At 58.9% G+C, this 23,853-nt stretch carries 23 protein-coding genes and 1 pseudogene; 18 read left to right on the forward strand and 6 right to left on the reverse strand.

Features of this window, described 5'->3' with window-relative positions; genetic code table 11:
- Nucleotides 1-106 precede the first annotated feature (106 nt).
- From AB8841_RS02655 to AB8841_RS02695, 9 genes are all read left to right on the forward strand, one after another.
- On the forward strand, nucleotides 107-886 hold the full coding sequence (locus AB8841_RS02655) for an ABC transporter permease (protein WP_370434317.1): 780 nt from the start codon (nucleotides 107-109) through the stop codon (nucleotides 884-886).
- Entirely contained in the window at nucleotides 883-1,539 is a 657-nt protein-coding gene (locus AB8841_RS02660; protein ID WP_370434318.1) for an ABC transporter ATP-binding protein, read from the forward strand. Before AB8841_RS02655 ends, AB8841_RS02660 begins: the two co-directional genes overlap by 4 nt.
- Nucleotides 1,536-2,873, forward strand: coding sequence for a hypothetical protein (locus tag AB8841_RS02665; protein WP_370434319.1), 1,338 nt, complete (start codon nucleotides 1,536-1,538; stop codon nucleotides 2,871-2,873). Before AB8841_RS02660 ends, AB8841_RS02665 begins: the two co-directional genes overlap by 4 nt.
- Before the next feature lie 122 nt (nucleotides 2,874-2,995).
- Nucleotides 2,996-4,078: a hypothetical protein gene (locus tag AB8841_RS02670; protein ID WP_370434320.1), complete on the forward strand. Its 1,083-nt coding sequence runs from the start codon at nucleotides 2,996-2,998 to the stop codon at nucleotides 4,076-4,078.
- A 396-nt stretch (nucleotides 4,079-4,474) separates the two neighbouring features.
- Nucleotides 4,475-4,885, forward strand: coding sequence for an SIS domain-containing protein (locus AB8841_RS02675; RefSeq protein ID WP_370435512.1), 411 nt, complete (start codon nucleotides 4,475-4,477; stop codon nucleotides 4,883-4,885).
- 123 nt (nucleotides 4,886-5,008) lie between these two features.
- The gene (locus AB8841_RS02680) at nucleotides 5,009-5,314 is read left to right on the forward strand and encodes a CBS domain-containing protein (RefSeq protein WP_370434321.1); all 306 of its coding nucleotides are present in this window, start codon (nucleotides 5,009-5,011) and stop codon (nucleotides 5,312-5,314) included.
- A gap of 360 nt (nucleotides 5,315-5,674) precedes the next feature.
- The gene (locus tag AB8841_RS02685; RefSeq protein WP_370434322.1) at nucleotides 5,675-6,460 is read left to right on the forward strand and encodes a class I SAM-dependent methyltransferase; all 786 of its coding nucleotides are present in this window, start codon (nucleotides 5,675-5,677) and stop codon (nucleotides 6,458-6,460) included.
- A 250-nt stretch (nucleotides 6,461-6,710) separates the two neighbouring features.
- A complete protein-coding gene (locus AB8841_RS02690; protein ID WP_370434323.1) occupies nucleotides 6,711-7,859 on the forward strand; it encodes a polysaccharide biosynthesis/export family protein in 1,149 nt (382 codons plus the stop codon).
- Between the two features lie 26 nt (nucleotides 7,860-7,885).
- Nucleotides 7,886-8,914, forward strand: a complete 1,029-nt coding sequence (locus AB8841_RS02695) for a hypothetical protein (protein WP_370434324.1) — start codon at nucleotides 7,886-7,888, stop codon at nucleotides 8,912-8,914.
- A 649-nt stretch (nucleotides 8,915-9,563) separates the two neighbouring features.
- Here AB8841_RS02695 and AB8841_RS02700 read toward each other — a convergent pair.
- Nucleotides 9,564-10,769, reverse strand: coding sequence for a DUF6716 putative glycosyltransferase (locus AB8841_RS02700; RefSeq protein ID WP_370435513.1), 1,206 nt, complete (start codon nucleotides 10,767-10,769; stop codon nucleotides 9,564-9,566).
- A gap of 516 nt (nucleotides 10,770-11,285) precedes the next feature.
- Between AB8841_RS02700 and AB8841_RS02705 the strand changes: the two are divergent.
- Nucleotides 11,286-11,610: pseudogene (locus AB8841_RS02705) on the forward strand (IS3 family transposase); the annotation flags it as partial.
- Between the two features lie 40 nt (nucleotides 11,611-11,650).
- Here AB8841_RS02705 and AB8841_RS02710 read toward each other — a convergent pair.
- The 4 genes from AB8841_RS02710 to AB8841_RS02725 all read right to left on the reverse strand — a co-directional run bounded on the left by AB8841_RS02710 (nucleotide 11,651) and on the right by AB8841_RS02725 (nucleotide 14,917).
- Entirely contained in the window at nucleotides 11,651-12,052 is a 402-nt protein-coding gene (locus AB8841_RS02710; RefSeq protein WP_370434325.1) for a hypothetical protein, read from the reverse strand.
- 90 nt (nucleotides 12,053-12,142) lie between these two features.
- On the reverse strand, nucleotides 12,143-13,339 hold the full coding sequence (locus tag AB8841_RS02715; protein WP_370434326.1) for a hypothetical protein: 1,197 nt from the start codon (nucleotides 13,337-13,339) through the stop codon (nucleotides 12,143-12,145).
- Nucleotides 13,340-14,364: 1,025 nt separating this feature from the next.
- Nucleotides 14,365-14,637 (reverse strand): hypothetical protein, encoded by a 273-nt coding sequence (locus AB8841_RS02720; RefSeq protein WP_370434327.1) that lies wholly within the window; start codon nucleotides 14,635-14,637, stop codon nucleotides 14,365-14,367.
- A gap of 76 nt (nucleotides 14,638-14,713) precedes the next feature.
- A complete protein-coding gene (locus AB8841_RS02725) occupies nucleotides 14,714-14,917 on the reverse strand; it encodes a hypothetical protein (RefSeq protein ID WP_370434328.1) in 204 nt (67 codons plus the stop codon).
- 502 nt (nucleotides 14,918-15,419) lie between these two features.
- Here AB8841_RS02725 and AB8841_RS02730 point away from each other — a divergent pair.
- The 7 genes from AB8841_RS02730 to AB8841_RS02760 all read left to right on the forward strand — a co-directional run bounded on the left by AB8841_RS02730 (nucleotide 15,420) and on the right by AB8841_RS02760 (nucleotide 21,568).
- A complete protein-coding gene (locus AB8841_RS02730; protein ID WP_370434329.1) occupies nucleotides 15,420-16,622 on the forward strand; it encodes an ABC transporter substrate-binding protein in 1,203 nt (400 codons plus the stop codon).
- 71 nt (nucleotides 16,623-16,693) lie between these two features.
- Entirely contained in the window at nucleotides 16,694-17,560 is an 867-nt protein-coding gene (locus tag AB8841_RS02735) for a branched-chain amino acid ABC transporter permease (protein WP_370434330.1), read from the forward strand.
- A 6-nt stretch (nucleotides 17,561-17,566) separates the two neighbouring features.
- Nucleotides 17,567-18,550 (forward strand): branched-chain amino acid ABC transporter permease, encoded by a 984-nt coding sequence (locus AB8841_RS02740; RefSeq protein ID WP_370434331.1) that lies wholly within the window; start codon nucleotides 17,567-17,569, stop codon nucleotides 18,548-18,550.
- The gene (locus tag AB8841_RS02745; RefSeq protein WP_370434332.1) at nucleotides 18,543-19,322 is read left to right on the forward strand and encodes an ABC transporter ATP-binding protein; all 780 of its coding nucleotides are present in this window, start codon (nucleotides 18,543-18,545) and stop codon (nucleotides 19,320-19,322) included. The genes AB8841_RS02740 and AB8841_RS02745 overlap by 8 nt, the downstream gene beginning before the upstream one ends.
- Nucleotides 19,323-19,325: 3 nt before the next feature.
- On the forward strand, nucleotides 19,326-20,051 hold the full coding sequence (locus tag AB8841_RS02750; RefSeq protein WP_370434333.1) for an ABC transporter ATP-binding protein: 726 nt from the start codon (nucleotides 19,326-19,328) through the stop codon (nucleotides 20,049-20,051).
- 15 nt (nucleotides 20,052-20,066) lie between these two features.
- Nucleotides 20,067-20,852, forward strand: coding sequence for an aspartate/glutamate racemase family protein (locus AB8841_RS02755; RefSeq protein ID WP_370434334.1), 786 nt, complete (start codon nucleotides 20,067-20,069; stop codon nucleotides 20,850-20,852).
- A complete protein-coding gene (locus AB8841_RS02760) occupies nucleotides 20,849-21,568 on the forward strand; it encodes a GntR family transcriptional regulator (RefSeq protein ID WP_370434335.1) in 720 nt (239 codons plus the stop codon). The genes AB8841_RS02755 and AB8841_RS02760 overlap by 4 nt, the downstream gene beginning before the upstream one ends.
- 349 nt (nucleotides 21,569-21,917) lie before the next feature.
- On the opposite strand, the gene AB8841_RS02765 is transcribed toward AB8841_RS02760, so the two are convergent.
- Complete coding sequence (locus AB8841_RS02765) at nucleotides 21,918-22,838, reverse strand: LysR family transcriptional regulator (RefSeq protein ID WP_370434336.1); 921 nt, start codon at nucleotides 22,836-22,838, stop codon at nucleotides 21,918-21,920.
- Between the two features lie 141 nt (nucleotides 22,839-22,979).
- Between AB8841_RS02765 and AB8841_RS02770 the strand changes: the two genes are divergently transcribed.
- Nucleotides 22,980-23,816 carry a lysine/arginine/ornithine ABC transporter substrate-binding protein gene (locus tag AB8841_RS02770; protein ID WP_370434337.1) on the forward strand — a complete coding sequence of 279 codons (837 nt, stop codon included), beginning with the start codon at nucleotides 22,980-22,982 and terminating at the stop codon, nucleotides 23,814-23,816.
- Nucleotides 23,817-23,853 lie beyond the last annotated feature (37 nt).

Below are 23,853 nucleotides of genomic sequence, written 5' to 3' on the forward strand. Positions count from 1 at the left end.
CCGATAGGCATGTCAGAGAAATTATGTTGCGATCTGATCGCCTGCTATACCCTGCGGATCGCAGCCGGTTGCGATTACCCGATTGGCAGAACATTCTTAGCTTAACATGACTAACGCGTCTCTTTTGCAGGTCCAGTTCCGGGTCGTCGGGGCTCTGGTGTTGCGCGAGATGCGAACACGGTTTGGGCGGTCACGGGCAGGATATCTGTGGGCTTTGGTGCAGCCGATCGGACACATCAGCATTCTGACGGTAGTCTTGGCCTCAATGCAGCGTGCAGTTCCGGTTGGTCCCAGCATTCAGCTCTTTCTTGCAACTGGCCTGATCCCTTATCTTCTGTTTATGAACCTTGTCACCCGCCTGATGACGGCCATCGTGTCCAATCAGACCCTCTTTACGTTTCCAATCGTGAAGATCTTGGACGCCGTTGCAGCGCGAGCCCTTCTCGAAATCCTGACGATCTGCTTGATCGGAATGTTAGTGCTCGCAGGGCTCGCCCTTCTCGGCCTCGGCCTGATCCCAGAAGAGCCGGCGAATCTAGCCGGGGCTCTCGCAGCAACGGCGCTTTATGGGATCGGCTTTGGCCTCACCAGCATGGCCATTTATTCCGTTTTTCCGGCTTGGGACAGAATCCAGGCGCTCCTGCTGCTGCCGTTGTATTTTTGCACCGGCATTTTCTACGTCCCCGACACCTTGCCGGTCGCCTTTCGCGACGTGATTGTCTGGAATCCGCTTCTTCATGGCGTGGAGTGGTTTCGTAGCGGCTTCTATGCCAACTATGGTGCCGCGACCCTTGACAAGGGGTATTTCATCGGCTGGGGGGTGAGTCTTCTCCTCGTTGGGCTCGTCTTGGAGCGGGTGGTGTGTCGGGGGAGAGCGACACAGTGATCGAGTTCCAGGGAGTCACAAAGGCCTATCGGACGCCAGTGGGTCGCAAGATCGTGCTGTCGGACTTGTCTGTCATGCTCACGGCGGGTGTGAGCTACGGCATCTTGGGGCCGAACGGAGCGGGGAAGTCGACTTTGCTGCGGATCATTGCGGGGACAGAGCGTCCCGACCGGGGGCGGGTGCGTCGGACCGTTCGAGTGTCATGGCCACTGGGGTTTGCCGGAGGATTTCACGGCAGCCTCACCGGGCGAGAAAACGTCGCCTTCGTCGCCAGGATCTATGGGGAGGATGTGCAACGGGTGATCCGGTTTGTGGAGGACTTTGCCGAATTGGACGAGTATCTGGACATGCCCGTTGGAACCTATTCGTCCGGCATGAAGGCTCGCCTTGCGTTCGGCCTCAGCATGGCGATCGAGTTTGAATGTTATCTCGTTGATGAAATCACGGCTGTCGGCGATTATCGGTTTCAGAAGCGGTGTGCCGAGGCATTCCGGGACCGACGCAAGAATTCGAGTATCATCATGGTGTCGCACAGTATCTCAACGGTTCAGCAATATTGTGATGCTGGCGCGATTCTCGCGGGCGGCAAGCTCCACTTGTATGATTCGGTACAAGAGGCTTCAAAGATTTACCACGCAGCGTTGGTCGAATGAGCGCCAACGCCGAGGGGCAGAAAACCGTGTCTGAGACCAACGAAACGTCAGTTCCGAAGCCGGCTTCGGGATCCGGAGACCTCGTGGCCCGCTCGCGCACTGCCGCACAGTTTTTCGAGCAGGTTGCCAGTGTCGTGGAGCACCGGGGTAACTTCGTCCGACGCTCGACCCAGCGCGGAGTGCAGGTGCTGCAAGAGGGGGCGTGGCGCTCCAGCCGTGCCTGGCCGAAGCGGCGGTTCCGGTCGCCCTTGGCCGTGTCCGCCGTCCTCTGTGTGGTGATCCCGACCCTTCTCGCCGCGATCTACTTTTCGGTTGTTGCCTCGAGCCAGTATGTGTCTGAGGTGCGGATGTCGATCCGCAGCTTTGAGAGCGGCAAGGGACAGGATCTTCTGGGCGCTATCACGGGGTTGCCCCATCTGGGATCAAGCACGAGTGATCTCTACCTCGTGCTTAACTATCTCCATAGTCCGAAAGTCGTTGATGAACTTGATCAGCGCCTGAACTTACGAGCGATGTACTCGCGGGAAGAGATTGACCGGTTCTCGCGGCTGCCGGCTGACGCGACAAAGGATGATGTTGTTCTCTATTGGCAAAAGATGGTTGGTGCCGGCGTTGATCCCGTAGCTGGGGTTCTCACGGTTGAAGTGCGGGCCTTTTCTCCTGAAGACGCCAAGTCCATTGCCGCTGAGGTCGTGCGTTTTAGCGAAGACTTGGTCAATGAGATGTCATCGCGAGCGCGTTCGGATGCCGTTCGATTCGCCGAAGGCGAGCTGAAGCGCGCGGAGCAGAACCTGACCCAGGTGCGAACCGAGGTAGGTGCCTACCGGGACAAGATTGGGATCCTCGACCCCATGAAGACTGCCGAGGTGACAATCGCCGCCATCGCTCGCCTGCAGGATGAGAAGCTCAAGATGGAGCAGGAGCTTTCCACCCGGCGCACCACGCAGGGCGCGAATGCACCGATTGTTCGCAACCTGCAGGCGCGGGTGGAAACCGTCAACTCGCAGATTGCTGAGCTTCAAGCCCGCCTAACGTCGCAGAGACAGCAGACCGATCCAGCCCTGTCTCAGGTGGCGATGCGGTTTGAGGAGTTGCAAACCCAGCAAGGCTTTGCGCAAAAGGCCTACGAGATGTCACTGGCTAATTTGGAAAAGGCGCGCGCGGAAGCCGCGCGCCAGCACCTGTTCCTGGTGCCCTTTGTGCAACCGACTCTCGCCGAGGCGGAAAAGTACCCACGGCGTGTGCTGTCCATCTTCCTCAGCTTCCTTGGCGCAGCGATGCTGTGGGGCATCGGCCTTCTTATCGTAGCCGGGGTGCGAGATCATATGCTGTAAGCTAACCGGGTTTGCGCGGTCCGTCGAGGGCACGCGCTGGCGTAGCGGCGGTATAGGATGTCAAGGCAGGGGCCGCCCGACGGCTCACACGTGAAGAGTTCCGGTCAACCGACTAGAGTAGCATGATTTGGAATATTGAACGGTTCAACTCGAAGGGAGCCTCGGGCTGGCTTGTGACCAATGATCCGGTGGAGACGCCGCGATTACTGCTCTACTTTCACCCGGGCAATTGGACCCCCTTAGAGTGCAATGTCAGCCGGCCCGACGTAAAGGCCGTAGGGGCTCACGCGACCGGCCTGTGCGGCTTCAGGCTGGATGCGCGCATGATGGCACGAGCGGCCAAAACGCCGGTTACAGCCATTTTTGAAGAGCGAACCCGTCTGCTGCTGTATCGGTTCGTCCCGGACCGCTCGTTCATCAAAGGGCAGGTCCTATTTTTGACCTTCCCGGCGTCCTATCCCAACCCATTGGTGGAGGACCTGAAAACCCGCTTTCAGCTGGGCTACAGTCAGGCCGAACGAATCGATCGGAACACGCGGACTTATATGTTCGACATCCGGTTCACCGATTCAATCCTAATCGCCGGCACTTTGAAGGGTGACGAGGCTTTGCAGGTGGCGGATCAGGACCGCTTTCGCCTTGTGACCCAGTTCAGCCCTCCGGCTGAGGCCTTGGCCCAGCGCTTGGACCGGATGTGCGAGATCGCCGTCCACCCAGAGCACGGCGCGACTTTCCTGACGGGCAGTCTGTACGGTCCTCTAACGGCCAGTCTTATGAAGGCCGATTTATCCCAGCCAGAGGCGCTCGCGCACTGGTATGAGAACCTAAGCGAGCAGGACCGCCTGCTTCTAAGCGACCCGGTGGTGCGGCAGCTTTCGAGCGCCGCCCCCCATTACATGATCGACGAGGCGCATCTCGTTCAGGCGCTACGCCTGTTGAGCCGTTTTTCGGCGATTGGAACGACGGAGCAGCCCGAGCAGTTCATTGACCTGCTCCGCGACTCGTTTGGTATCGATGATACCGATCTACCTGACGGGGCCGGCCATCCTGCCCTGTCCACTCGGGCAGCCATCCTTGCGGGATCCGATGCTCTCAAGAAGCTGACAATCTTTGACCAAAAGCTTTACGATCTTGTTGGTCTGACGCTCGGCAAGGGGGACCCGAAGATGGAGGATGCTCGTGCGATCCTTGCGCGGAGAGCATGAGGCTCGTCTCTGCTGCCGAATGCGTTTGCGCAGCCCAGGTGCCTTAGGCGATCATACCCGTCACGGAGTGAGAGCGCTCCACGCGGAGATGCGGCGTCGCGCCATAGAGGCGGGCGATGGATCTCTCGATATGGATACACGTGATGATCTTATGGCAGCCTGTCAGGCCATCGAGGGAACGCTTCGACCGGTCATGGCAATGAACCAGATAATCCGGAAAATCTGATGAACATCCATGTTACGAGGACATCGAATGCTGCTCCCGCACCAGACAAGGCAGCAATTCTGGAGAAGGGCATCCGGAGCGTCACGGTGCGGGCCGCAGGTCTGGCAAGTCTCTCAACGGCCCTATAAGGTGAACTTACTCCCGCCTTCTGCGCCGCTGTCGAGCGGATTCTGCAGGCGAAAGGGCGGGTGATCGTGTCCGGCATGCGGAAAAGCGGACATATTGGCCGCAAGGTTGCTGCGACTTTAGCCTCGACAGGTACACGCGCCTTCTTCGTTCATCACGGTGAGGCGAGCCACGGTGATCTCGGGATGATCACGCCTGACGGTGTCATCATCGCGCTGTCCTGGTCGGGCGAAACAAGCGAACTGGGCAACCTGATTCATTCTTCGCGCCGCTTCGCGGTCGGTCTCATTGCCGTCACCTCGCGCGCCGAAAACACCCTCGGCCGGGCAGCCGACATCGTTCTTGCGCTCCCACGGATTGAGGAGGCTTGCCCGCACGGTCTTGCGCCCACGACCTCAACCATCCTGCAACTGGCGCTTGGTGACGCCATCGCTATGGCGGTGATCGCAGGCTGAGGATTCCAGGCCTCGAACTTCCGGGAGTTTCACCCTGGCGGAATGCTGGGTGCCCGTCTTTTGAAGGTCAAAGACCTAATGCATGTTGGGGATGAGGTACCTGTGGTAACGGAGGATCTGCCCATGTCTGATGTCATCATTGCGATGACCAGTTGCCGATTTGGCTGTGCCGGCGTCATCACATCTGATGGGACCCTTTCAAGCATCGTGACGGGCGGTGATCCCCGCTGGAACATGGATGGTCTTCTCGAGAGGACGGTCGAGGCTGTGATGACGCGTGCACCCTTAACAGTCTCGTCGGAGGCACTCGGGAGCCGTGCTCTGGAGATCATGAACTGCGAGCGGATCACGGCATTGTTCATCGTTGTGGATGGCAAACCTATTGGGATCGTTCATATTCATGATCTGCTGCGGGCAGGGCTTGCGTAAGCTAGGTTTGGAGCCCTGTGGCTAAAGCGAACTAAGCTGCCATCGGTTTTCGCTGAAGCCATTCTACGGAGTCGCAAGCCGGTAGGCTGCCTCAGGCCATCATCTCTCCCGCCAGCGTCAACAACACCGCAGCCTCAAACGTGATAGGCCACGCAAGCAAATTACCCGCCACAGTTAAAGTTACAGTATATCGATGATGATCACTTGTAGGGTGTTCGCCGGTCGAAGTTCCCAAGAAGCGCCAAGACTTCAATTCTCCAGAATTGCAGGAGCATGAGGACGTTCCAAATTCCCTTGCTGTGATTTGCAGGATGAGGATAGAACCTCCGCTCCCAAATATTCGATGAATGATGTAACTACATGCCAGATCTGAACCCAAAACGGGCGTACCAGAAGTTTTTTCAGGACCTGATCGGTGCGTTCAAGCCCGATGTGGCACGCCGAATGTTTGTGGGCGGCGACCAGGATTTCGACCGGGTTGGCTCTGCGGAATTTGCGATTATTCAACATTTTGGGCTGAAGCCGGATGCAAGTCTCGTAGATGTGGGATGCGGATCCGGTCGCTTGGCCCGCTATCTCGTGCAGTGGCCTCACCTGCAGTATCTGGGAACTGACGTAGTTCCGGAGGTGATCGAGTACTGCACGGAGGCCTATCCTCGGCACTTCCGTTTTGCCGAGGTGCAAAATACTGAGATCCCGGCCTCAGACACTTCCGCCGATATGGTGGCCTTCTTCTCCGTCTTCACCCATCTCCTGCACGAGCAGACCTTTCAGTACCTAAGCGAGGCCAAGCGCGTCCTGCGACCCGGCGGGCGGATTGTCTTCTCGTTCCTGGAATACGCGTGTGCGGCCCATCACGACATATTCCGGCATACCTTTCAGCATTTCGATGAGATGAGGCATCTCAACGTCTTTATCGAACGCAATGCGATTGAGTTCTTTGCTGCAGAGTTGGGACTGACAGTCATTGTCATGCGGGGAGGCGATGAGCCGACCATCAAACTCGATGAGCCTGTGCGCCGGCTTGATGGAACAACAATGAGCGGGCATATCTGGCTCGGGCAGTCCCTTTGCGTGCTGGAAAAGCCCACCGACGTGGTGGATCTGGGCGGGGACGCCAAAGAGGCTGGCGAGAGTTCTAAATAGTTTGGCAACAACGAGTTCTGCGGTTTGGCTCACCGATCACGGTTGGGGAGCATCACTGCACCCGGCCCGTCTCGCGGCCGTTGCGAAAACATCACATTGCTTTACCACGATTGGCAAATCCGGTCTTGGCCTGCTGCAGAGCCGGTCAGCGTCTGCTATTGGGTTCTGAATCATAGGAAGGGGCCTGGTGGCCGACTGGTCGAGGGATGGATCTCTTGTGAACCGGCGGGCTCCCGGGATGCTGGGGCGAATGAGCTTGAAGGTTTATTGGAACGCGGTTGGTCGAGGCATCACCATGCGCGCATCCACTATCATGATGGTGGCTTTGCTGGCCGCAGGATGCGAATCGCTGCCTGGTTCTGGTCCTGTGATGCGCGATGTTTCCTCTGAGACATCAGAGCAAACCTATGGCTTCACCCTGGTGGATCTCACCGCCGCAACTGTCGCCCAGTATGCGACACAACCGAAAGTAGACAGGCCTAATTCCGCACGGGTTTTGGCGCCGGCCCGCGTCAGCCTCTCGCCCGGGGATGTCATCCGCGTCGCCGTCGCAGAGACCCGTGAAGGCAATGTATTCGCGCCGCTGTCAGTCGGCGGAACCGTGTTCTCGGCGGTGCGCGTGGATGACACAGGCCATATCACGCTGCCCTATGCCGGTCAGGTGATGGTGAAGGGCCTTGATACCGCCGATGTCGCCGACCTGCTGCGGGAGAAGGTGAAAGCTGCGGCGTTTGAGCCGGAAGTGTATGTGGAGTTGGTCGCAAACAAGTCGAACAACGTTCTCGTTTCAGGGGAGGTGCGCCAGCCCGGTCGCGTGTCCCTCCTCGATGGTCCCAACAGCTTAATCGATGTGATCAACCGTGCGGGCGGACCGCTGCGCCCGCCCCACCACACGGATGTGGTGATCCGCCGGGGGCGCTCCGTTGCGCGGGTGTCCCTCGCCGACGTCCTGGCCGGTCGGAATGGACCGATTTCAAAAGGCGATGAGATCGTCGTAGAGGCCAACGTCAAGACCTTCAATGCTCTGGGGGCTGTCCGTCGCACTGGCCTCAGTGAGTTCCAGAAGCCCGAGCCAACCCTACTTGAAGCTCTGTCTCAGGTCGGCGGGTTGGCCGATAATGCGGCGGATCGGCGGGGCGTCTTTGTATTCCGGTTAGATAATGCAGCGGGGCAGCGCGGAGGGGCGAGCCGGGGATTGCCTGGTCCGATCGTGTTCCGTCTGGATATGTCACGGCCTGACGCGATTTTCGCAGCCCAGCAGTTTGCCATCCGTCCAGATGATACGATCTACGTCACAACGGCGCCAAGTTACGAGTGGGCCAAGCTCATCGCGCCAATCGCCCAAGGAATGGCCGTGGCACGTGGCGCGGTTTCGATCGAAAGCGCCGTGACCAACTAGGCCCTAGCGCTCCAGCAGGCGGTCGATTGTCACTTATTCCAAATTCTTACTCAGCAAGTACGGTTGGTGCCGCGGGCCGCCGTACTTTGATCGCCGTTCGGGCTGGCGAGAACCCGTCATTCGATTACTTTCTCGCCCCGCGCCTGGCGATCCAGCGGGATTGGAATGTGCGGGTTGTCGACGGAGCGACCCCGCCCGGCGACGTGTTCCGGGACGTTGACCCAAGTGAAACCTATCTTCTCTTTTGTCGCTATGTGCCTGCCTATTGGCGGCGCTATGTCGAGCGGAACCATGCACGCCTAATCGGGTGCGGTTACTTCGTCGATGACGACTATGAGGCCCTTGTTCGTGACAGCACCGTGCCTCTTCGGTACCGCTGGAAGGTTTGGCGACTTGGGCTTCGGCCGCAACAGGCCTTGGGGCGGGTCTGGACTCACGTCTGGGCTGGCAGTTGGTGTCTTGCCGACCGATTGAGCGCCCTGAAAGCGGAGGCCCTGTTGCCGGTTGCAGGAGAGCAGGACTTCGCGCGCGGGACGCACTGCCCAACCGGGCCTCTCCGGATCGCATTCCATGCGACAGCCGTTCACCGCCGTGAGCATGAGTGGCTCTTGTCTCTGGTGCCGCAGCTTCGCGCGGCCCTGCCGCAGGCGGTTTTCGAGATCGTTGCCGACCGGTCCTTGGCGGGTCCTTGGCAGGAGATGCCCAATGTCGTTGTGCGCAAGCCGACGCCATGGCCGGTCTATCGTGCCGAAACGGCGCACGACCAGGCTGATATTCTCCTTGTGCCGCTGCTCCCTGCGCCTATCAACGAGGTCCGCTCGTCGACGAAACTGATCGATGCGGCCCGCCTGGGAGCTGTGCCTATTCTATCCGACGCCGCACCCTACGCAGCGTATCGGGATGTGGCGCCTTGCCTTTCGCTAAACCAGGCCGCATGGGTCAATGCCATATGTGAACTTGCGCGTGACGCCGCTCAGCGGCAGCGGATCATGGCACGGCTGCAGGTCCGCCTTGAGCAAACACGACATGGATTGTATCCGCTGCTTCCCCTTTAAGGGGATTTTGGTCGGCTTAGGCTCTGGGGCTATTGGTTGTGTGTCCGCAGGTCCGGTCCAAACTCTGCCTACCCCGCGGGTGTGCCGATAGCATGCATAGTAGGATCGCCCACAGCCTTCAGGGCGGCTTACCTCGGTTTCACATTGGCGCTGTCCAGCGTGGAAGAGGGCTACATCAACCCACACCACCCGGTGGGGGTTGATCCGGTCGGAATGCATGTCTCTTGAGGTGCTGCCAGTTGGCTATCAAGAATGATGTTGCGCCATCGCGCGGATGCGGATCGCTGTTCGAGCATACGGCGCAACGTTTCGTCTAACGAGCAGTGGCCGAGCTAGATGTTCCTGCCGCAATTTTTGCCGAGTTCAATGTGATCGAGCAGGGTTGGGCCAGGACAAGGATGTTGTTCAAGACGAAAACGGACCGCCATCTCGAGGACTCTGGGTGGCTCAAACCAGCCTCGGTGCCCGACACCAGGGGGGCACACCGTATGCCCTACACAGATGTCAAAAGTGCTTCGGGAAGTATCGACATCCATCACCGGTGTTCATGTGCATACCTTAGCCCCAATAGACTGGCGCGCTCTGGCGCAAACTCCAGCGACGGGCTGCTTGCGGCAGGGGGAGGTCCTTCGCCGGCAGAGCGGTCAAGTCAAACGGGGACGCCTCCTCGCCTGACTGGGCTGGCGGATCGGTCTAGGGTAGGGCTTCGTCCAACCGGGGATAGGACCCGAAGCAGCGGGCTAATGCGTTGAAACACAGCATCGGCCAAGGATGGCCACGTTGCGCGATCATAAAAGCTGCCTGGCAGGAGCGAGGATCCCACGAGATGCCTTAGGAAAGCCTGGGCGATCTCTGGATCCGGTGGGGTGGGGGTGCGCCAAAACCGGTTTATATCCTCAATTGTCGAGCCAATGCAGGCCAGCCCTTCCACGCGATAGAAGGTGTTGCCCATGACGAGGACAGGGACACCGGCCGTGATAGCAGCCACACCGGAGGTGCTATTGATGGTCACTAAACCCTTTGAGGCTCTTACAAGAGGTCCCAAGACTCCAGACTGCAGAACCTGAACGCGATCGGTAACGCCATAGCGCTCAGCATGCCTGTGCACGAGTTTTGCGTAGTGGGTGTGCCCACGATCCAGCGGATGAACCTTAAAGACCAACTGATGCGTTGGGTGTGCATGCGCTGCAAACGATGCGAGCGTCTGTATAATGAAGCTCTTGACGGACCAGCCGCGGCCATGCCGGAGAAGTTGCAGGTCGTCGTGGACTTGGAGGGCAACCAGGAAGAACTCGGGGCGGGACGTACCTGTTAGTCGCCGAATAGCCTTGCGATCAATGGGCGTCGCCAGGACCTTGCGGGCAAAAGATCGAGTCCAGTACCGAGCTTCACTCGTGAGGGATCGATCTCGATGGTGCAGGTAAAACGGATAGTGCCTACGCTTTAGGACGGCTGCGAGGTAGTAAGCTGTGGCGGATAGCGCCATAGCCGAGAACTGAGATCTGAGCGGAGGCGCCGCAGGAGAGGGCGGTGCTGTTCGCTGGAGCGCATCCGGCGTGCGTGGTAGCGGCGAGTTGGCATTGTTACCATACAACTCGCAGGTTACATAGTTCGGACGTATATAGCCTTCTTCAAAGCACCAAACCGGAACCTGACGAGCGCGCGCGACCTCTCGCGCAACCCTGTGGATCGGGCGTTCATCGCCAAAGAGGAGCACTGCATCCGGACGCCATTCTTGCAGTTGGGCACTGAAAAACGCTGGCCACACCTCTGGGCTGTCTCGGTAGCGAATGACGCTTGCGCCGCTGGCAAACAAGCGATCGCCACCGTTGAAGACGATCCGTCGGACCTCCATGCCACGTTGCTCCAAGGCGCCGGCGAGGAACGTGAAGAAGCCCCCCACTGGTCCTTGAAGTAGCAGAATTCTCGTCAATATGAGGCCCCTAAGTAGTGCTTGCCCATGCGCCGTTGATCCGGTGCCCTATTTCCGCGCTGCCTGTTGTTGCTTGCGGCGCCTCGACTGTCCCTTCTCCACGATCCTATTGGTGCCCAGAATGAACGCCGCGGCAAAGCATGCAGTCAGCCCGGCAATCGCTAAAGCAACAATGATCGGAAGCATCGATTCGCTCAGTTTTATGAGCTTTATCGGAGGGCCGCCTGTGGGAGTGCAAGGATAAAATACCGCCTATGAGCATTTGGTGAGGAGCGTGTTCTTTCCGCACCAGTGATCCGAGAGCCGGCTTGGGAGATTTGGACAGTGGGATAAGTGGATCTTCTACTCGGCTGCGGCCAATATGTCTGTCGAACTGGAAAAACGATGAGCAAGAAACCCTGCTAGAAGCACTCTTTGGCCTTAAAGGCCAAAGTTGCCATGGCCGCTGTGAAGGGCGAGAAGACCCTGGCCGCGTTGGCCCAACAGTTCGTTGTCGATCCCGGCTAGGTCGCCCAGTGGAAGGCCCAACTCCTCGACGGAGCTGCCGGCGTATTCGGGCCGAGAAGGCTTCAGCCGCAAACCCACTGGTAAACGTGCAGACGCTGCATGCCAAATTCGGCGAACTCATCCTGGCCAACGGTTTTTTAGAGTACGCGCTCGCCAAAGCCAGAGCATGGCCGCCCGCAAAGCGATGATCGCCCCCTGGCATGCGCTGCCGCTGGCCCGGCAGGCTGAGGAACGCAGGATCAGTCGGGGCAGCCTGGAGCCAAGCCGATCTTGAAGTCGGCACAGGGACATCGTCGTCATTCATCCATGCCGGGCGTCAGAAGCCGGATCGTGCGCATCGGCACCCAGCCCACGTCCTGATCGACAGGGACAAGAAAGACGCGGCCAGAGTCCGTTTTCTCGACTTGGCACGTGATCGCCCTCTTCTCGCCGACAGGCCGATAGATCACCGTTGCACCAACATATAACTGGTCGTCCTTGGCAAAATTGAAGCTCGCGGCGGCAGCCCCGCGCCCTGAGGCCGTTTGCTCTTCCTGTGTCGCATCCGTGGGGCGGCCGAGGGTCTCGAACACGAGGCGAGCTACCTCGCGATGGCGGTCGCTCACGACTCTGAGCGCAGTACGGGTGCGATCGGGGTACCAGGAGCCCCCGATCCTCGCGAGGAGATCAGCCACGATCTCGACCTGATCTTCAGCCATTTCCATCACCCTTTTCAGCATGCCCGCGGTCGGGATGGTTTCGATAATCTCGTCGACGGCAGACGAATGCCTGCCATGATGGGGCGCGTCTCACCTCGCATCGGTACCCTGCATCGCGCGCGCGATCCGGCTCAACAAACCGGTCAGGCCGATCATCAACAGGAAACGGTGCACGTAGCCGGCCCCGGCAGGCACCGCCAGGCGGGTGCTCTTCAACCGGCCATGCCGGCCGACAGGAAGACTCTCCCAGTCGATGTCCTGATACCCGTATGGCGGATTGCAAAAGGCCACGCGTTCCGCGTAGCCCGCATAGCCCGGATCACCGGGGGGCAACACGAAACCGGCTTTGCGCCCGCTCGGCGGGGACGATTTCTTCCGGTATAGCCGGTCTGTGTCCAGCACCGTTCCGAGGTAGCGGCCGTGGATGTCGACGACCTCGCCGTCCTTCCACGGGAACCAGCCGATCCATTTCCCCTTCGTATTGAACAGATACCGGTCGTTGCGATGGAGGCGGAAGGCGACCCATTGGCCGGACGAGTCGAAAAAATTCTGAACTTTCGTTGCCGCTGTCCCACCCTTCGCCGGCTTGGACGGAGCATCCGGGGCTTTGACAGGGAGTACCTGCGCGGGTGCACTTGCCTTTTGCGGCGGTTTCTCGGGGGGCGCCACAGGAGGGGTCGAGTTTTCTTGCGGAAGCCGTGCCTGGACTGGCGTGCCCGCAGGCTCCCGGCCTGGATTCGACAGGGCGGTGGCCACCCTTGCCGCTGGAGCGACTGATTGGCGTTCCGTGCCGCTCGATGCAAGGGGCGCGTTGAGCGAGAGCGATGCTCCACCATCCCGATACGGCAGGGCCTGGCCTGTCCTTGGCCAAGAGGTCGTTTTCGGACGGCCGGTTTGAGACGGTAGCGGCTGGAACGTGTTTGTGGAGATCCACCCGATCTCGCGGCGCACCGGAACAAGGTACGCGCGGCCGCGCTCGATCTTCTCGACCGTGCAGGTGATCGTCCGCGTATCACCCGGAGGGCAATAGGCAACCACGGCGCCAACAGGGATCTCGACCCCGTCAGTGGCGCCCGGCGTCACGTCCTGCCCGGTCGGCTCCGGGGTCGGGCCCAAAGCCTCGTTGCGCGCCGCGTCCCTCCGGCGAAGCTCAGCGAGGATGAGACGCGCCACGTCGCGGTGGCGGCTGGAAATCCCGTTCGGTGCAGGGCGCGGCCTCTCCGGATGCCAGGATCCCCCGATCCTCGCGAGTAGCTCGGCCACAATGTCGATGTCCCGTACTGCCATTTGCTTCATCATTGCGAAAGACGCGCCATGATGAGCCATTTACGAAAAGTAAACCAAAGCTTTGTCGTGAACAGAGTTAATTCCTAAAGGCGGGTGTTGTCTCAGCGTTGGCAACGGGGCAGAGCAGAAGAGCAACAGACCTTAACCATTCGGGCAGCCCCGAGACTCTGCCGCCGAAACGAACGGCCTCGCATCAGATACCCGCCTGAAACAGTCCCCAGAAAAGGGGAATGTGGATAAGACTGGGGGAAGCTCGGGCCTGTCCTCGGCGGTCGCGGTGGGACGTGAAAGTTCCCTGCGTGGACACCGATTTTTTCGTTTTCTCAGAAAGGTTTGATTCAGAGTCTGGGGAGCAAATCCCGCGCCTGTTTTCGCGTATTAGGTGCGACCGTGCTCCCATCGAAACTGCACATTGCCTTCACGATCATAGCGCTGATCACCCTCGGAAAAGCACCGATGGTAAAGCCTCTGAGAAATCCGGATAGTGAAGTGATCATCCGCGTTGTGATCCTTCGTGATGACGAGACGAAAGGTTGAGCGTGCCTTAGCGCATCGTGCGGACCCGGCGGGCCGCGCTAGCGAAAAGTGGATCCGGTATTCGCTGACGCGGCCCTTCGGGTCCGCTCAAACGATGCGCTCCACTAGGAGGGAGCATCGAACTCGATGCTCTAGAAGGAAGTATCGAACTTGCTGGAAAAGGGCCCCGCCTGGAAGGCGGGGCGCGCTAAAGGCGCATAAGTCAGCATCTGTATGGGGGCATGACAGATGCAGGGAAGTCAGAGGACCCCTGGCTTTGGTTATATGGCTAAGGTTTGTGTATTCACCTAGGCCAAATGGTCTATGTTGCCGATGTGCATCAACCGCTTTGATCGGGCGCGCAGCATGAGGAAATCCCAGCTGCACTCCTTCGAGGTCATTGAGGATGATCGCCTTTCCTCACGCAATGACAGGAACTCGATCAGCTTTTTCGCTGGAGTCAGCGGCTGAAGCCCCAGGGACAAAGCCAGAAGAATTCGATGCGGCTCTCAAGGCACTCGTGCTTCTTGAGCGCTTGTCCTGATCGCCCGTTTTGCATTCCTTCGGCCAGAGCCCGTCGGAGCTTTGGTTGTCTCGGAGCGGCAGAAATCGATTGCCGCTTCCAAAAACGCTTGGCGGGCTTGGGAGTGTTGGCTCACGGCCCTGATCCAGGGCTTGTCCGCAATGAGCGTCACCAGCCGTTCCGGCATCAGGCGCAATTTTTCCTCCTCGGCAGCTACCATCCGTTCATAAGCATGCAGCAGCTTTGATGGTCTGGCCATGAACACTCCCAACATTGATGGTCGGCACTCTGGGTAAAACTCCCGGCCTCCAATTCACCTTTAGCGGGAGATCAGTCTAGCGATCGTTAAAGTCGGCCGACGGTTTCTGACTGCGATCGTCGAAAAGGCCAGCCAGGGTCCCGTCCGGTCCATAGCGGGCGTACTCACTGTCGTTGCTGTCGGCGACGAACACCACGTCGCAATCGGCGCCGCTGGTCAGCAGGTTGACACGGTTTGGCTCCCGTTGCCGTGGGTTGTTGATCAGACGGAACTGGCGCACGTCCGGGATCTTCAGGGCGAACTGGGCCGCTGATCGGCGTAGCGCGGCAGAAATCTGGGCGTCCTCCAGGGAACGAGCCCTTCAGCACCAGTACACGTGGCCCCTTCCAAGCCCCGAGGGACTGGGTAACCGTATCCGTCTGCATGGCATGGCTCGGGATCGTGCGCAGTAGGTTGGGCTGGCAACTCCTTGCCGCGGAAATCGTCCTCCGAGACAAACACGTTCAGGACAGCTGCGGGCTGTCCCGCATGCGTCGGGTGGCTTCGGCCACGTCCACGACAGGCAAGTCGGCAGAACGAAATGAATGCCGTCCTCTGTAGCCACCGCTCTACACTCGCAGCGATTGTCTCTTTCGAAAGAGGTACTACTGACGCCGAGCAAGATGTATGCAATGCTCTTTCGGATTGTTGACAATTGAGGGCTGCAAGCGTCCACTTCCTATAAGCCACGTCGCATCAGCGTGAGACTTAGGCTCTCGGCGACGGGCCTGGAGGGACGAGCGATGAGCACTCGGCGTACAGTGATTCAAGGGGCTGTGCTTGCGGTAGTGTCTACCTTGGCCATCGTGGCAACCGGAGTAGCCTCGGTCGAGGCCGCGGACAAGGAACTCAAAATCGGCTTCGTCGGAGTCACCAGCGGCCCGGCTGCCGCATGGGGGACATCCAATGTCCGCTCGATGCAAACCCGAGCCGAATGGTTGAATCAAGCTGGCGGCGTGCGGATCGGGGATACAACCTATAACATCAACATCGTCACGTTCGATGATCAAAAGGATCCCAAGCGAGCGATTGCCGGCATGGAGAAGATGGCTCAGGAGGGCATTCACTATGTCGTCGGGCCAAATGTCGACGATGGCGCGGCGGCAGTCCGACCTGTCGCCGAGAAGGCAGGCATCATCTACTTCCCCTACGCCTTCCCAAAAGAACTCTATGTGAAGCCCGCATCGAATGCTGTGCTTGGCATGATCGCCAGCTATCAGTCAGGTCCTGCGATCTACAAATACTTGAAAGAAAATAAGGGAGTTAAAAGCATCGCCTTTATCGCGGCCAATGAGTCCGATCCTCTCAGTCAACGCGACAGCGGCGTTGCCGCCGCGAAGGCCCTCGGCCTACAGATTCTCGCCGAGAAAGACACCTACCAGAATGACACTCGCGACTTCACTCCGGTGTTGACGCCGATCGTCAAGCTGAAGCCGGATCTGCTGGTGCTCTCAGGCGTAGCCCCTGCCAACGCGCCTCTCCTGATCCGCGCAGCAAGAGAACTCGGCTTTAATGGACTGATCTCAACCGAGACGGCTCACGACGCCAAGGTGCTGGCCGAAGGAGCAGGTGACCTCGCCAATGGCTTCATATCGGTGGGCGGCGCCTCGACTCCCGAGATCCGCTCCCCCGTCATGGCGGAGTTTATCGATCGCTATACGAAGAAGTTCGGCGAGTACAATGACGAGTCGAATACAAAGGTATACGCGCTCGAGTACATCCTTGAGACACTGAAAGCCAATCCCAAAGCGGTTGACAGCGTTGATGAGTTCAAGAAGGCGATCGACACGTTCTCCGCTCCAAACCCCTTCATGAAGGGCGACAATAAACTCAAGTATGTCGGTATGACCTCGTTTGGTCAGAAGCGCCAGATCTCGGTTCCGATGGTCGTCAATGAGTACCAAAACGGTGAGTTCAAGACATTGTTCATTGGTGAGGTCGACTGAACTTCTTGACAGTGGCACCATGAGCGGACCTGCTCATGGTGCAATTCATAGATTACCGACTGGATTCCTTCATGGAGCAGGTGGTCGCAAACGGACTGTATCTCGGGGCGCAGTACGCGCTCATTGCTCTCGGGTTGACGCTGATATTCGCCCTGATGAATGTCTTGAACTTTGCGCATGGTCAGATGTACGTCCTTGGCGGGTTCGTTACTTACTATGTCTATGGCCAGCTCGGTCTTCCCTTTGCTGTGGCGCTGCTGGCATCCGGAGCAACGCTCGCTGCCGCGGGTGCTCTTATCGAGAAATTTCTCTTCCGACCCGTGATCCGGAGAAGCATTCGCGAGGAAAGCACGATGTTGCTCGCAGCAGCCATCGCGTTCTTTCTCGATGCGATTATTCTACTTCTTTTCGGCGAGAAGCAGCGTGGCGTACCGAAGATCATCAATGGAGTGTTCCTGTCAGATGCCTTGATCATGCCTTATGATCGCATGCTGATCGGTGCCGTGGCGCTTGTCATGATCGCGGCCTTCATGCTGCTCATGCAATATACGAAGCCTGGTCGGGCAATGCGCGCACTGGCTCAGGACCGCGTCGCCGCGCAACTGATGGGAGTTCGCGTTGACCGTTACTCCATGATCGGGTTCGCACTCGGTGCCATGCTGGCTGGCGTGGTCGGGGGGCTTCTTGTAGCGATTACGGGCGTAAACTCCGGGATAGGAGGGCCAATCTCGGTCAAGGCCTTCATGATGGTCATGATCGGTGGAGCAGGCGTCGTCGGGGGAGCTATTGCAGGAGGCTTCATCCTCGGCATGCTCGAGTCCGTGGGACTGAGTGTACTGCATGCCTATGGCGACATCACGTATTTGGTCATTTTCGCGGCCTTGATGGTGTTCCTCAGCATTCGCCCCAATGGGCTGATGGGTAAACCATGGGGGTGATGTGACATGCCAGTCTCGAAGCTGATGTGGGTCCTCGGTTTCCTGGCTATGTCGCTCGTGGCGATTCCCTGGATCATCGTCGTGACCGGACGTTCAGACCTGTACTATACATTAACGTCGGTTGCGCTGCTTGCCATTGCCAGTGGTGGCGTCTGGCTCACATTCTATATTGGGCGCATCAACATCGGCCAAGCGGCCTATGCGCTGCTTGGCGGCTATGTCTCCGCGATTCTCATCGTTCGCTATGGCGTGCCGTTCTGGTTCACGCTGCCGCTCGCCGGCCTTCTATGCGCCGGGGCGAGCGTTCTGATCGGCGTTCCGATTCTACGGCTGAGAGGGGTCTACTTCGCCATGGTGACGCTGGTTCTCACGGAGGTCGCCCGCCTTCTGGCCCTCGCGCTTCCGGTGACCAACGGCGCCAAAGGCCTTGTGAACATTCCGCTCCCTGATGCAGTCACACTATTCGGCGTCGAGTTGCTACCGGATTTCGCAACGCTGGAAAATCCGCGGCGTGCCTTCTATTTCGCTGCCGTCGTCCTGATGGTCATCTGCTATGCGGGCCTTTACCGTTTGGTCCATTCCCGCATCGGCAGGCTTTGTCTATCGCTCCAGCAGAATGAGGAACTGGCCACGTCGATTGGCGTCAATGTCGCCTACTTGCGCCTTGTCATCTACGCGATCTCGTCCTTTCTGGGTGGGATCGCCGGAGCGATGTTCATCGCCATCTCCCAGTCCATCTATCCGTCGAGCTTTACAACGGCCGATTCCATCAATTTCATGCTTAATTGTTTCCTCGGCGGGCTGGCCTATGTCCTCGGGCCGATACTCGGGACCTTCCTTCTCTATTTCGGCTGGGACCTCTTGTTCAAGGCGGGCCAGTTTCAGCTCCTGATCTTTTCCTCGGTGCTGATCGTCCTCATGCTGACGCTGCCCAATGGTCTGCTCAGCCTCCGTCCGTGGAAGCAGATGAAGGGGTCCGTTGGTGGATGATATTCTTCAGGTTTCCGGCTTGACGAAACGGTTTGGCGGTCTCACCGCTGTCAACAATGTCTCGTTCTCCGTGCGCGAGGGTGAAGTTCTCTCGGTCATCGGGCCGAACGGGGCTGGAAAATCTACGCTTTTTAAGCTCGTTGCCTCGTTCCTGCGACCGAGCGCGGGCGAAGTTCGCTTTCAAGGAAAACGCATCTCGGGCCTCGCGCCTCATGTCGTGGCTCGGATGGGGGTCGTTCGAACCTTCCAGGAGACGACGATTTTCAAAGGCATGACGGTGCGCGAGAACGTCATCATCGCTCACCAACTGAGAGCCCGGGCCAGCCTCCCGGGATTCTATATTAGGTCCCCCACGGCGCGAAAGGATGAGTCCGAGTTCGGAAGGTCTGCCGATGACATTCTTGAGTTTCTCGGTCTCGATCATATCCAGGATGAGCCCGCACTAGCCCTCCCGCACGGACATCTCCGGGCGCTTGGAATGGCGATTGGTCTCGCGACCAATCCCAAGGTCCTTCTGCTCGATGAGCCGTTTGCCGGGATGAACCATGACGAAACGATGCGTGCCGTCGAGATGGTAAAGGACGTGCGTGAACGGGGGGTCACCATACTCTTGGTTGAGCACGACATGCCGGCCGTAATGCAGATCTCCCATCGAATCGTCGTGCTGAACTTTGGGGAAAAGATTGCGGAAGGAACTCCGACCGAGATCCAGCAGAACGAGAAGGTCATCGAGGCCTATCTCGGGATCGAGGACAAGACGATCGGATTTTGAAACATGGCCAAGCTGCTGACATGCAGAAACGTGGAGCTCTATTACGATCACGTCCATGCCTTGAAAGGCATTTCGCTCGAGATCAATGAAGGTGAGACAGTTGCCTTGATCGGAGCGAACGGCGCCGGCAAGTCGTCCATCTTGCGAGCGATCACGGGGCTGAAACGGATCTGGTCCGGCGAGATCCATTATCAGGGCGGACGCATCGATCGTTGTCAGCCGGACGAGATCGTCAAGATGGGAATCGTCATGGTGCCGGAGGGGCGGCGGGTCTTTCCTTATATGTCGGTCAAGGACAATCTCCTCATGGGGGCCTTCACTCGGACCGACCGGGCTGGCGTAGGCATGAGCCTTGACATGGTCCTGAACCGTTTCCCCCGCCTTAAAGAGCGCTATTCCCAATCAGCCGGGACCATGAGTGGTGGTGAACAGCAGATGCTGGTGATCGGCCGGGCATTGATGGCCAAGCCGCGCCTGCTCTTGCTCGACGAACCATCCCTCGGAATCGCACCCAAGCTGGTCCAGGATATCGCGCGATCGATCGTTGCCATCAACAGGGACGAAAAAGTCAGCGTGCTGCTGGTTGAACAGAATTCCCGCATGGCGCTCAGGATTTCGCAGCGCGCCTACGCGCTCACGACTGGCCGGATCGCACTGGCTGGTCAGTCGGCCGAGATGCTGGATGATGAGCGTATCAAGCATCTTTATCTAGGTGGGGAACTTCAGTAGCAGATAGGCCACGCCATGCAGATTTGTGTCGTCAACCCAAATACGACGGCCTCGATGACCCGGAAGATCGGCAGTGCAGCCGCCGCTGTCGCGGCCAAGGGGACAGAAATCATCGCCGTCAATCCAAAGCTCGGCCCGCCGAGCATCGAAGGATATTTTGACGAGGCATTCTCTGTTCCCGGATTGATCGATGAGATCGGCAACGCGCCAGGCGCGGACGCTTACATCATAGCGTGCTTCGATGACACCGGTCTCGATGCTGCTCGCTGCATCACCGACGCGCCGGTAATCGGGATCGGTGAGGCCGCGTTTCATATGGCGACGCTTATTGCGGGACAGTTCAGCGTCGTAACGACATTATCTCGCTCGATACCGGCGATTGAAGGCAATCTGGTCCGATATGGACTCCGAACCCGCTGCGTCAAAGTGCGGGCGTCGGATGTACCGGTACTCGACTTGGAAGCTCCCGGTTCAAGCGCCCGTCAACGCATTTCGGATGAGATCTCCGCCGCAATCCGCGATGATCGTGCCGAGGCAATCGTCCTTGGCTGTGCTGGGATGACGGATCTCGCACGCTCCTTGGAGCAGGAGCACGGAATACCCGTCCTCGATGGAGTGACCTGCGCGGTCAAGCTCTGCGAGGCTCTTGAGGCCCTTGGCCTCAAGACTTCGAAGGTCGGGGGCTACGCCATGCCTCGGGCAAAAACCTATTCCGGTCTTTTCGCGCGCTTTTCACCAAGCGGAAGAGATACGCTCAAAAGCGACGGGGACCGGTCCGACAGGGGACTGAAAGACACGTGAAACGGACTGATACAAAAGATACCTCCACGGTCTTTGCCCGGAGCCGAAAACCAAGCGTCCGCTGGGTTGATGTTTATTCCAGGCTGAGGGACACGATTGTGTCGCACCGCCTCCCTCCAGGAACGAAGCTGCCCGAAGATGAACTAGCAGCGATCTATTCCGTGAGCCGAACCGCCATCCGGTCCGCGCTGCAGGCCTTGGCCCATGATCGTTTGGTGAGACTTGAGCCGAATCGGGGAGCCTTTGTCGCGCAACCGTCAAAGCAGGAGGCGCGAGAGATCTTCGACGCACGGATGCTCATCGAGCCACGGGTCGCAGCACTGGCGGCGTCAGCCGCCAAGCGACCTGATATCGTGCGGTTACGCCGGCATCTCGATGACGAGGAGGAGGCCCTTCACGCTGGCCAAGTCAACGCGGCGATCTCCCTATCAGCACGGTTTCACGTGGCAATCGCCGAGGTCGCCGCGCATTCGATCCTGACAGAACTTGTCACGGATCTCGTGTCGCGCTCGTCGCTCATCATTGCTCTGTATTGGTGCCGGCGCGATATCACCTGTGAAACTCATGCTCATCATGCACTCGTTGACGCACTCGCCCGGCATAAGATCAGCCATGCGTCCGAACTCATGGCTGATCACTTGGCAGACCTCGTGACAGGGCTCGATCTGACACCTAAGGATATTGGCCCAGGACGTCTCTCCGAGGTGCTGCGATAGGGAGATCCGGCTTTTCGCACGGTGCGCGTCAGGATCCTCGCAGCCATGATTTTGTTAGCGGGCCTTACCCTCTCCGTTGCCGCAGCCGAAGGCACAGGATCCGAGGACAGGATCTCCGATCCATCCTGGCACCATCATCTCTGGTCCCAAAAGTTCGACGCCGCCCCGCTCGGTAGACAACAGGATCCATCAACTCCCCATCCATCTCAGGCAAGGATACGAGCCGCCCGGACTGCGTTCCGTTCGGGTCGCAGGTCTGCCATCCTTCACTTCTAGAGCATCGGACGTGAAACGTGGGCCCACTTCTGGGATCCAATGCGATACTCCAAGCCTTCAATGGCGCGATGCGCTAGTGTATGGCTAGATCGTCTTGCCAGCAATCAACATACTGGCGAAACTCGCGCATGAACGTGACGGCCAGTGCAGAGGTAGAATGCTGACTTGATCGCAAGGAGACGAAGCCCGCATCAATGGATGGCGTGAATGGTTTCGCCACGATCCCTTTGTCCTGAAACTCGGCTGCAGAGTAGGGGTCGACCAGGCTGATCCCACCGCCTTCTGCCACGAGCAGGCAGGCGATGTGGGATAAGGGGGTCTCAAGTGAGATCGTGCGTGGAATATCGGCGAGAGCCATATCGACCCGCGATCGAAAGAAAGTGCCTGGGCCGATGCCCACGAAATGTTCACCTCCGAGATCTATCGGCTTGATGGATTGGCGCCGGGCCAGCGGGTGGTCCTTTCGCATAATGGCAACGGCCGCGACCGGGAAAGTCTCGATCTCGAGTCCGGTCCGATCGAGCGGGCTATCCGCATATCCGAAGTCAGCCTGACCGCTCGCAACGGCATCGAGAACAAGATGCGATGGCACTCCGCTGAGGGTAATATGGACATCCGGCCTCTGAACAGAAAATCGGGCGACAAAACGGGTCAGGATACTTCCGGCCAGGGCCGGCATCGCGGAAATCCGGAGTGAACCGGCCGTCTGCGCCCGAAGCGCCTGAGCGAATGCCTCGATCCGTGTCAGTCCGACAAAGGACCGTTCGACCTCCTCAAGCAGCGCAGTCGCCTCGGCTGTCGGTACGATATGGTTACCGCGTCGCTCGAATAGGGCCAGGCCGGTCGTCTCCTCCAGGCTTCGGATCAGACGGCTGATGGCGGGCTGCGTGACAAAGAGTGCCTCGGAGGCGCTCGTGATGCTACCGGTGAGCATGACTGCGCGAAAAGCCTCGATCTGACGGGAGCTGATCTCCATATGGGTCCTGCGTAGCATAACGTTGAAGCATGCTACCCTCAATAAATCTGATTTGACCTTATGGAAAGCGCTGCACGATTATCGAGGGCCGTTTCGGTGGATTGGCAAGCCCGGATGCGGATGCCGCAGGGCGAAAAGACCAAATGAGGGAATAAGGATATGAGCACGTTGAAAGTTCTAAGCGCCGTTCTCGGCCTGACCGTTGCAGCGAGTGGGGCCTCGGCGCAGGAGAAGACCGTCAAGATCGCCACCGAAGGCGCCTACGCGCCGTGGAACTTCACCGGCCCGGGTGGCAAGCTGGAAGGCTTCGAGATCGACCTCGCCAACGACCTGTGCGCACGCATGAAGGTGAAGTGCGAGATCGTGGCGCAGGACTGGGACGGCATCATCCCGGCGCTCCAGGCCAAGAAGTACGACGCCATCATGGCCGGCATGAGCATCACGCCAAAGCGGCAGGAGGTGATGAGCTTTTCCCGTCCTTACGCCCTTCCGATCAATACCTTCGCCGTCGGGGCTTCCGGAGATATTGCCAAGCTGCCGGGCGACGGCAAGCGAATCGACCTGACCGCGGATGAGGCCGCGGGCAAGGCTGCAATCGCCGCGATGGCGCCGGCGCTGAAAGGCAAAACCCTCGGAGTTCAGGGCTCCACGACAGCCTCTGCTTTCGCCGATCAGTACCTCAAGGGCTTGGTCGAGATCCGCGAATACAAAACGACCGAGCAGCACGATCTCGATCTCGCTGCCGGCCGCATCGATGCCGTCCTGGCGAACATGACAGTTCTGACCGCGACGATCGCGAAGCCGGAAATGAAAGATGTCAAGCTCGCCGGTCCCACGCTCCTCGGCGGCCCCTTCGGGCCCGGCATCGGTGTCGGCCTTCGCAAGGATGGCACGGACCTGAAGAAGATGTTTGACGAAGCGATTGCCGCTGCCTCTGCTGATGGAACGATCAAAGCGCTCAGCATGAAGTGGTTCAAGGTCGACATCGCGCCCTAACTCCAAGTCCCGTTGTTACCGCGGGGCGGCCCTGGGC

The sequence above is a fragment of the Microvirga sp. TS319 genome (assembly GCF_041276405.1).
In the GTDB taxonomy this organism is placed as follows: Bacteria; Pseudomonadota; Alphaproteobacteria; order Rhizobiales; family Beijerinckiaceae; genus Microvirga.

Excerpts from the sequence above, each read along its gene's own strand:
- AB8841_RS02685 (WP_370434322.1), top strand. The coding sequence starts at position 5,675 with ATGCCAGATCTGAACCCAAAACGGGCGTACCAGAAGTTTTTTCAGGAC.
- AB8841_RS02735 (WP_370434330.1), top strand. The coding sequence starts at position 16,694 with ATGGAGCAGGTGGTCGCAAACGGACTGTATCTCGGGGCGCAGTACGCG.
- AB8841_RS02665 (WP_370434319.1), top strand. The coding sequence starts at position 1,536 with ATGAGCGCCAACGCCGAGGGGCAGAAAACCGTGTCTGAGACCAACGAA.
- AB8841_RS02690 (WP_370434323.1), top strand. The coding sequence starts at position 6,711 with ATGAGCTTGAAGGTTTATTGGAACGCGGTTGGTCGAGGCATCACCATG.
- AB8841_RS02680 (WP_370434321.1), top strand. The coding sequence starts at position 5,009 with ATGTCTGATGTCATCATTGCGATGACCAGTTGCCGATTTGGCTGTGCC.
- AB8841_RS02765 (WP_370434336.1), bottom strand. The coding sequence starts at position 22,838 with ATGCTACGCAGGACCCATATGGAGATCAGCTCCCGTCAGATCGAGGCT.
- AB8841_RS02720 (WP_370434327.1), bottom strand. The coding sequence starts at position 14,637 with ATGGCCAGACCATCAAAGCTGCTGCATGCTTATGAACGGATGGTAGCT.
- AB8841_RS02715 (WP_370434326.1), bottom strand. The coding sequence starts at position 13,339 with ATGGCAGTACGGGACATCGACATTGTGGCCGAGCTACTCGCGAGGATC.
- AB8841_RS02655 (WP_370434317.1), top strand. The coding sequence starts at position 107 with ATGACTAACGCGTCTCTTTTGCAGGTCCAGTTCCGGGTCGTCGGGGCT.
- AB8841_RS02670 (WP_370434320.1), top strand. The coding sequence starts at position 2,996 with ATGATTTGGAATATTGAACGGTTCAACTCGAAGGGAGCCTCGGGCTGG.
- AB8841_RS02740 (WP_370434331.1), top strand. The coding sequence starts at position 17,567 with ATGCCAGTCTCGAAGCTGATGTGGGTCCTCGGTTTCCTGGCTATGTCG.
- AB8841_RS02700 (WP_370435513.1), bottom strand. The coding sequence starts at position 10,769 with ATGGAGGTCCGACGGATCGTCTTCAACGGTGGCGATCGCTTGTTTGCC.
- AB8841_RS02770 (WP_370434337.1), top strand. The coding sequence starts at position 22,980 with ATGAGCACGTTGAAAGTTCTAAGCGCCGTTCTCGGCCTGACCGTTGCA.
- AB8841_RS02750 (WP_370434333.1), top strand. The coding sequence starts at position 19,326 with ATGGCCAAGCTGCTGACATGCAGAAACGTGGAGCTCTATTACGATCAC.
- AB8841_RS02730 (WP_370434329.1), top strand. The coding sequence starts at position 15,420 with ATGAGCACTCGGCGTACAGTGATTCAAGGGGCTGTGCTTGCGGTAGTG.
- AB8841_RS02755 (WP_370434334.1), top strand. The coding sequence starts at position 20,067 with ATGCAGATTTGTGTCGTCAACCCAAATACGACGGCCTCGATGACCCGG.
- AB8841_RS02710 (WP_370434325.1), bottom strand. The coding sequence starts at position 12,052 with ATGGCTGAAGATCAGGTCGAGATCGTGGCTGATCTCCTCGCGAGGATC.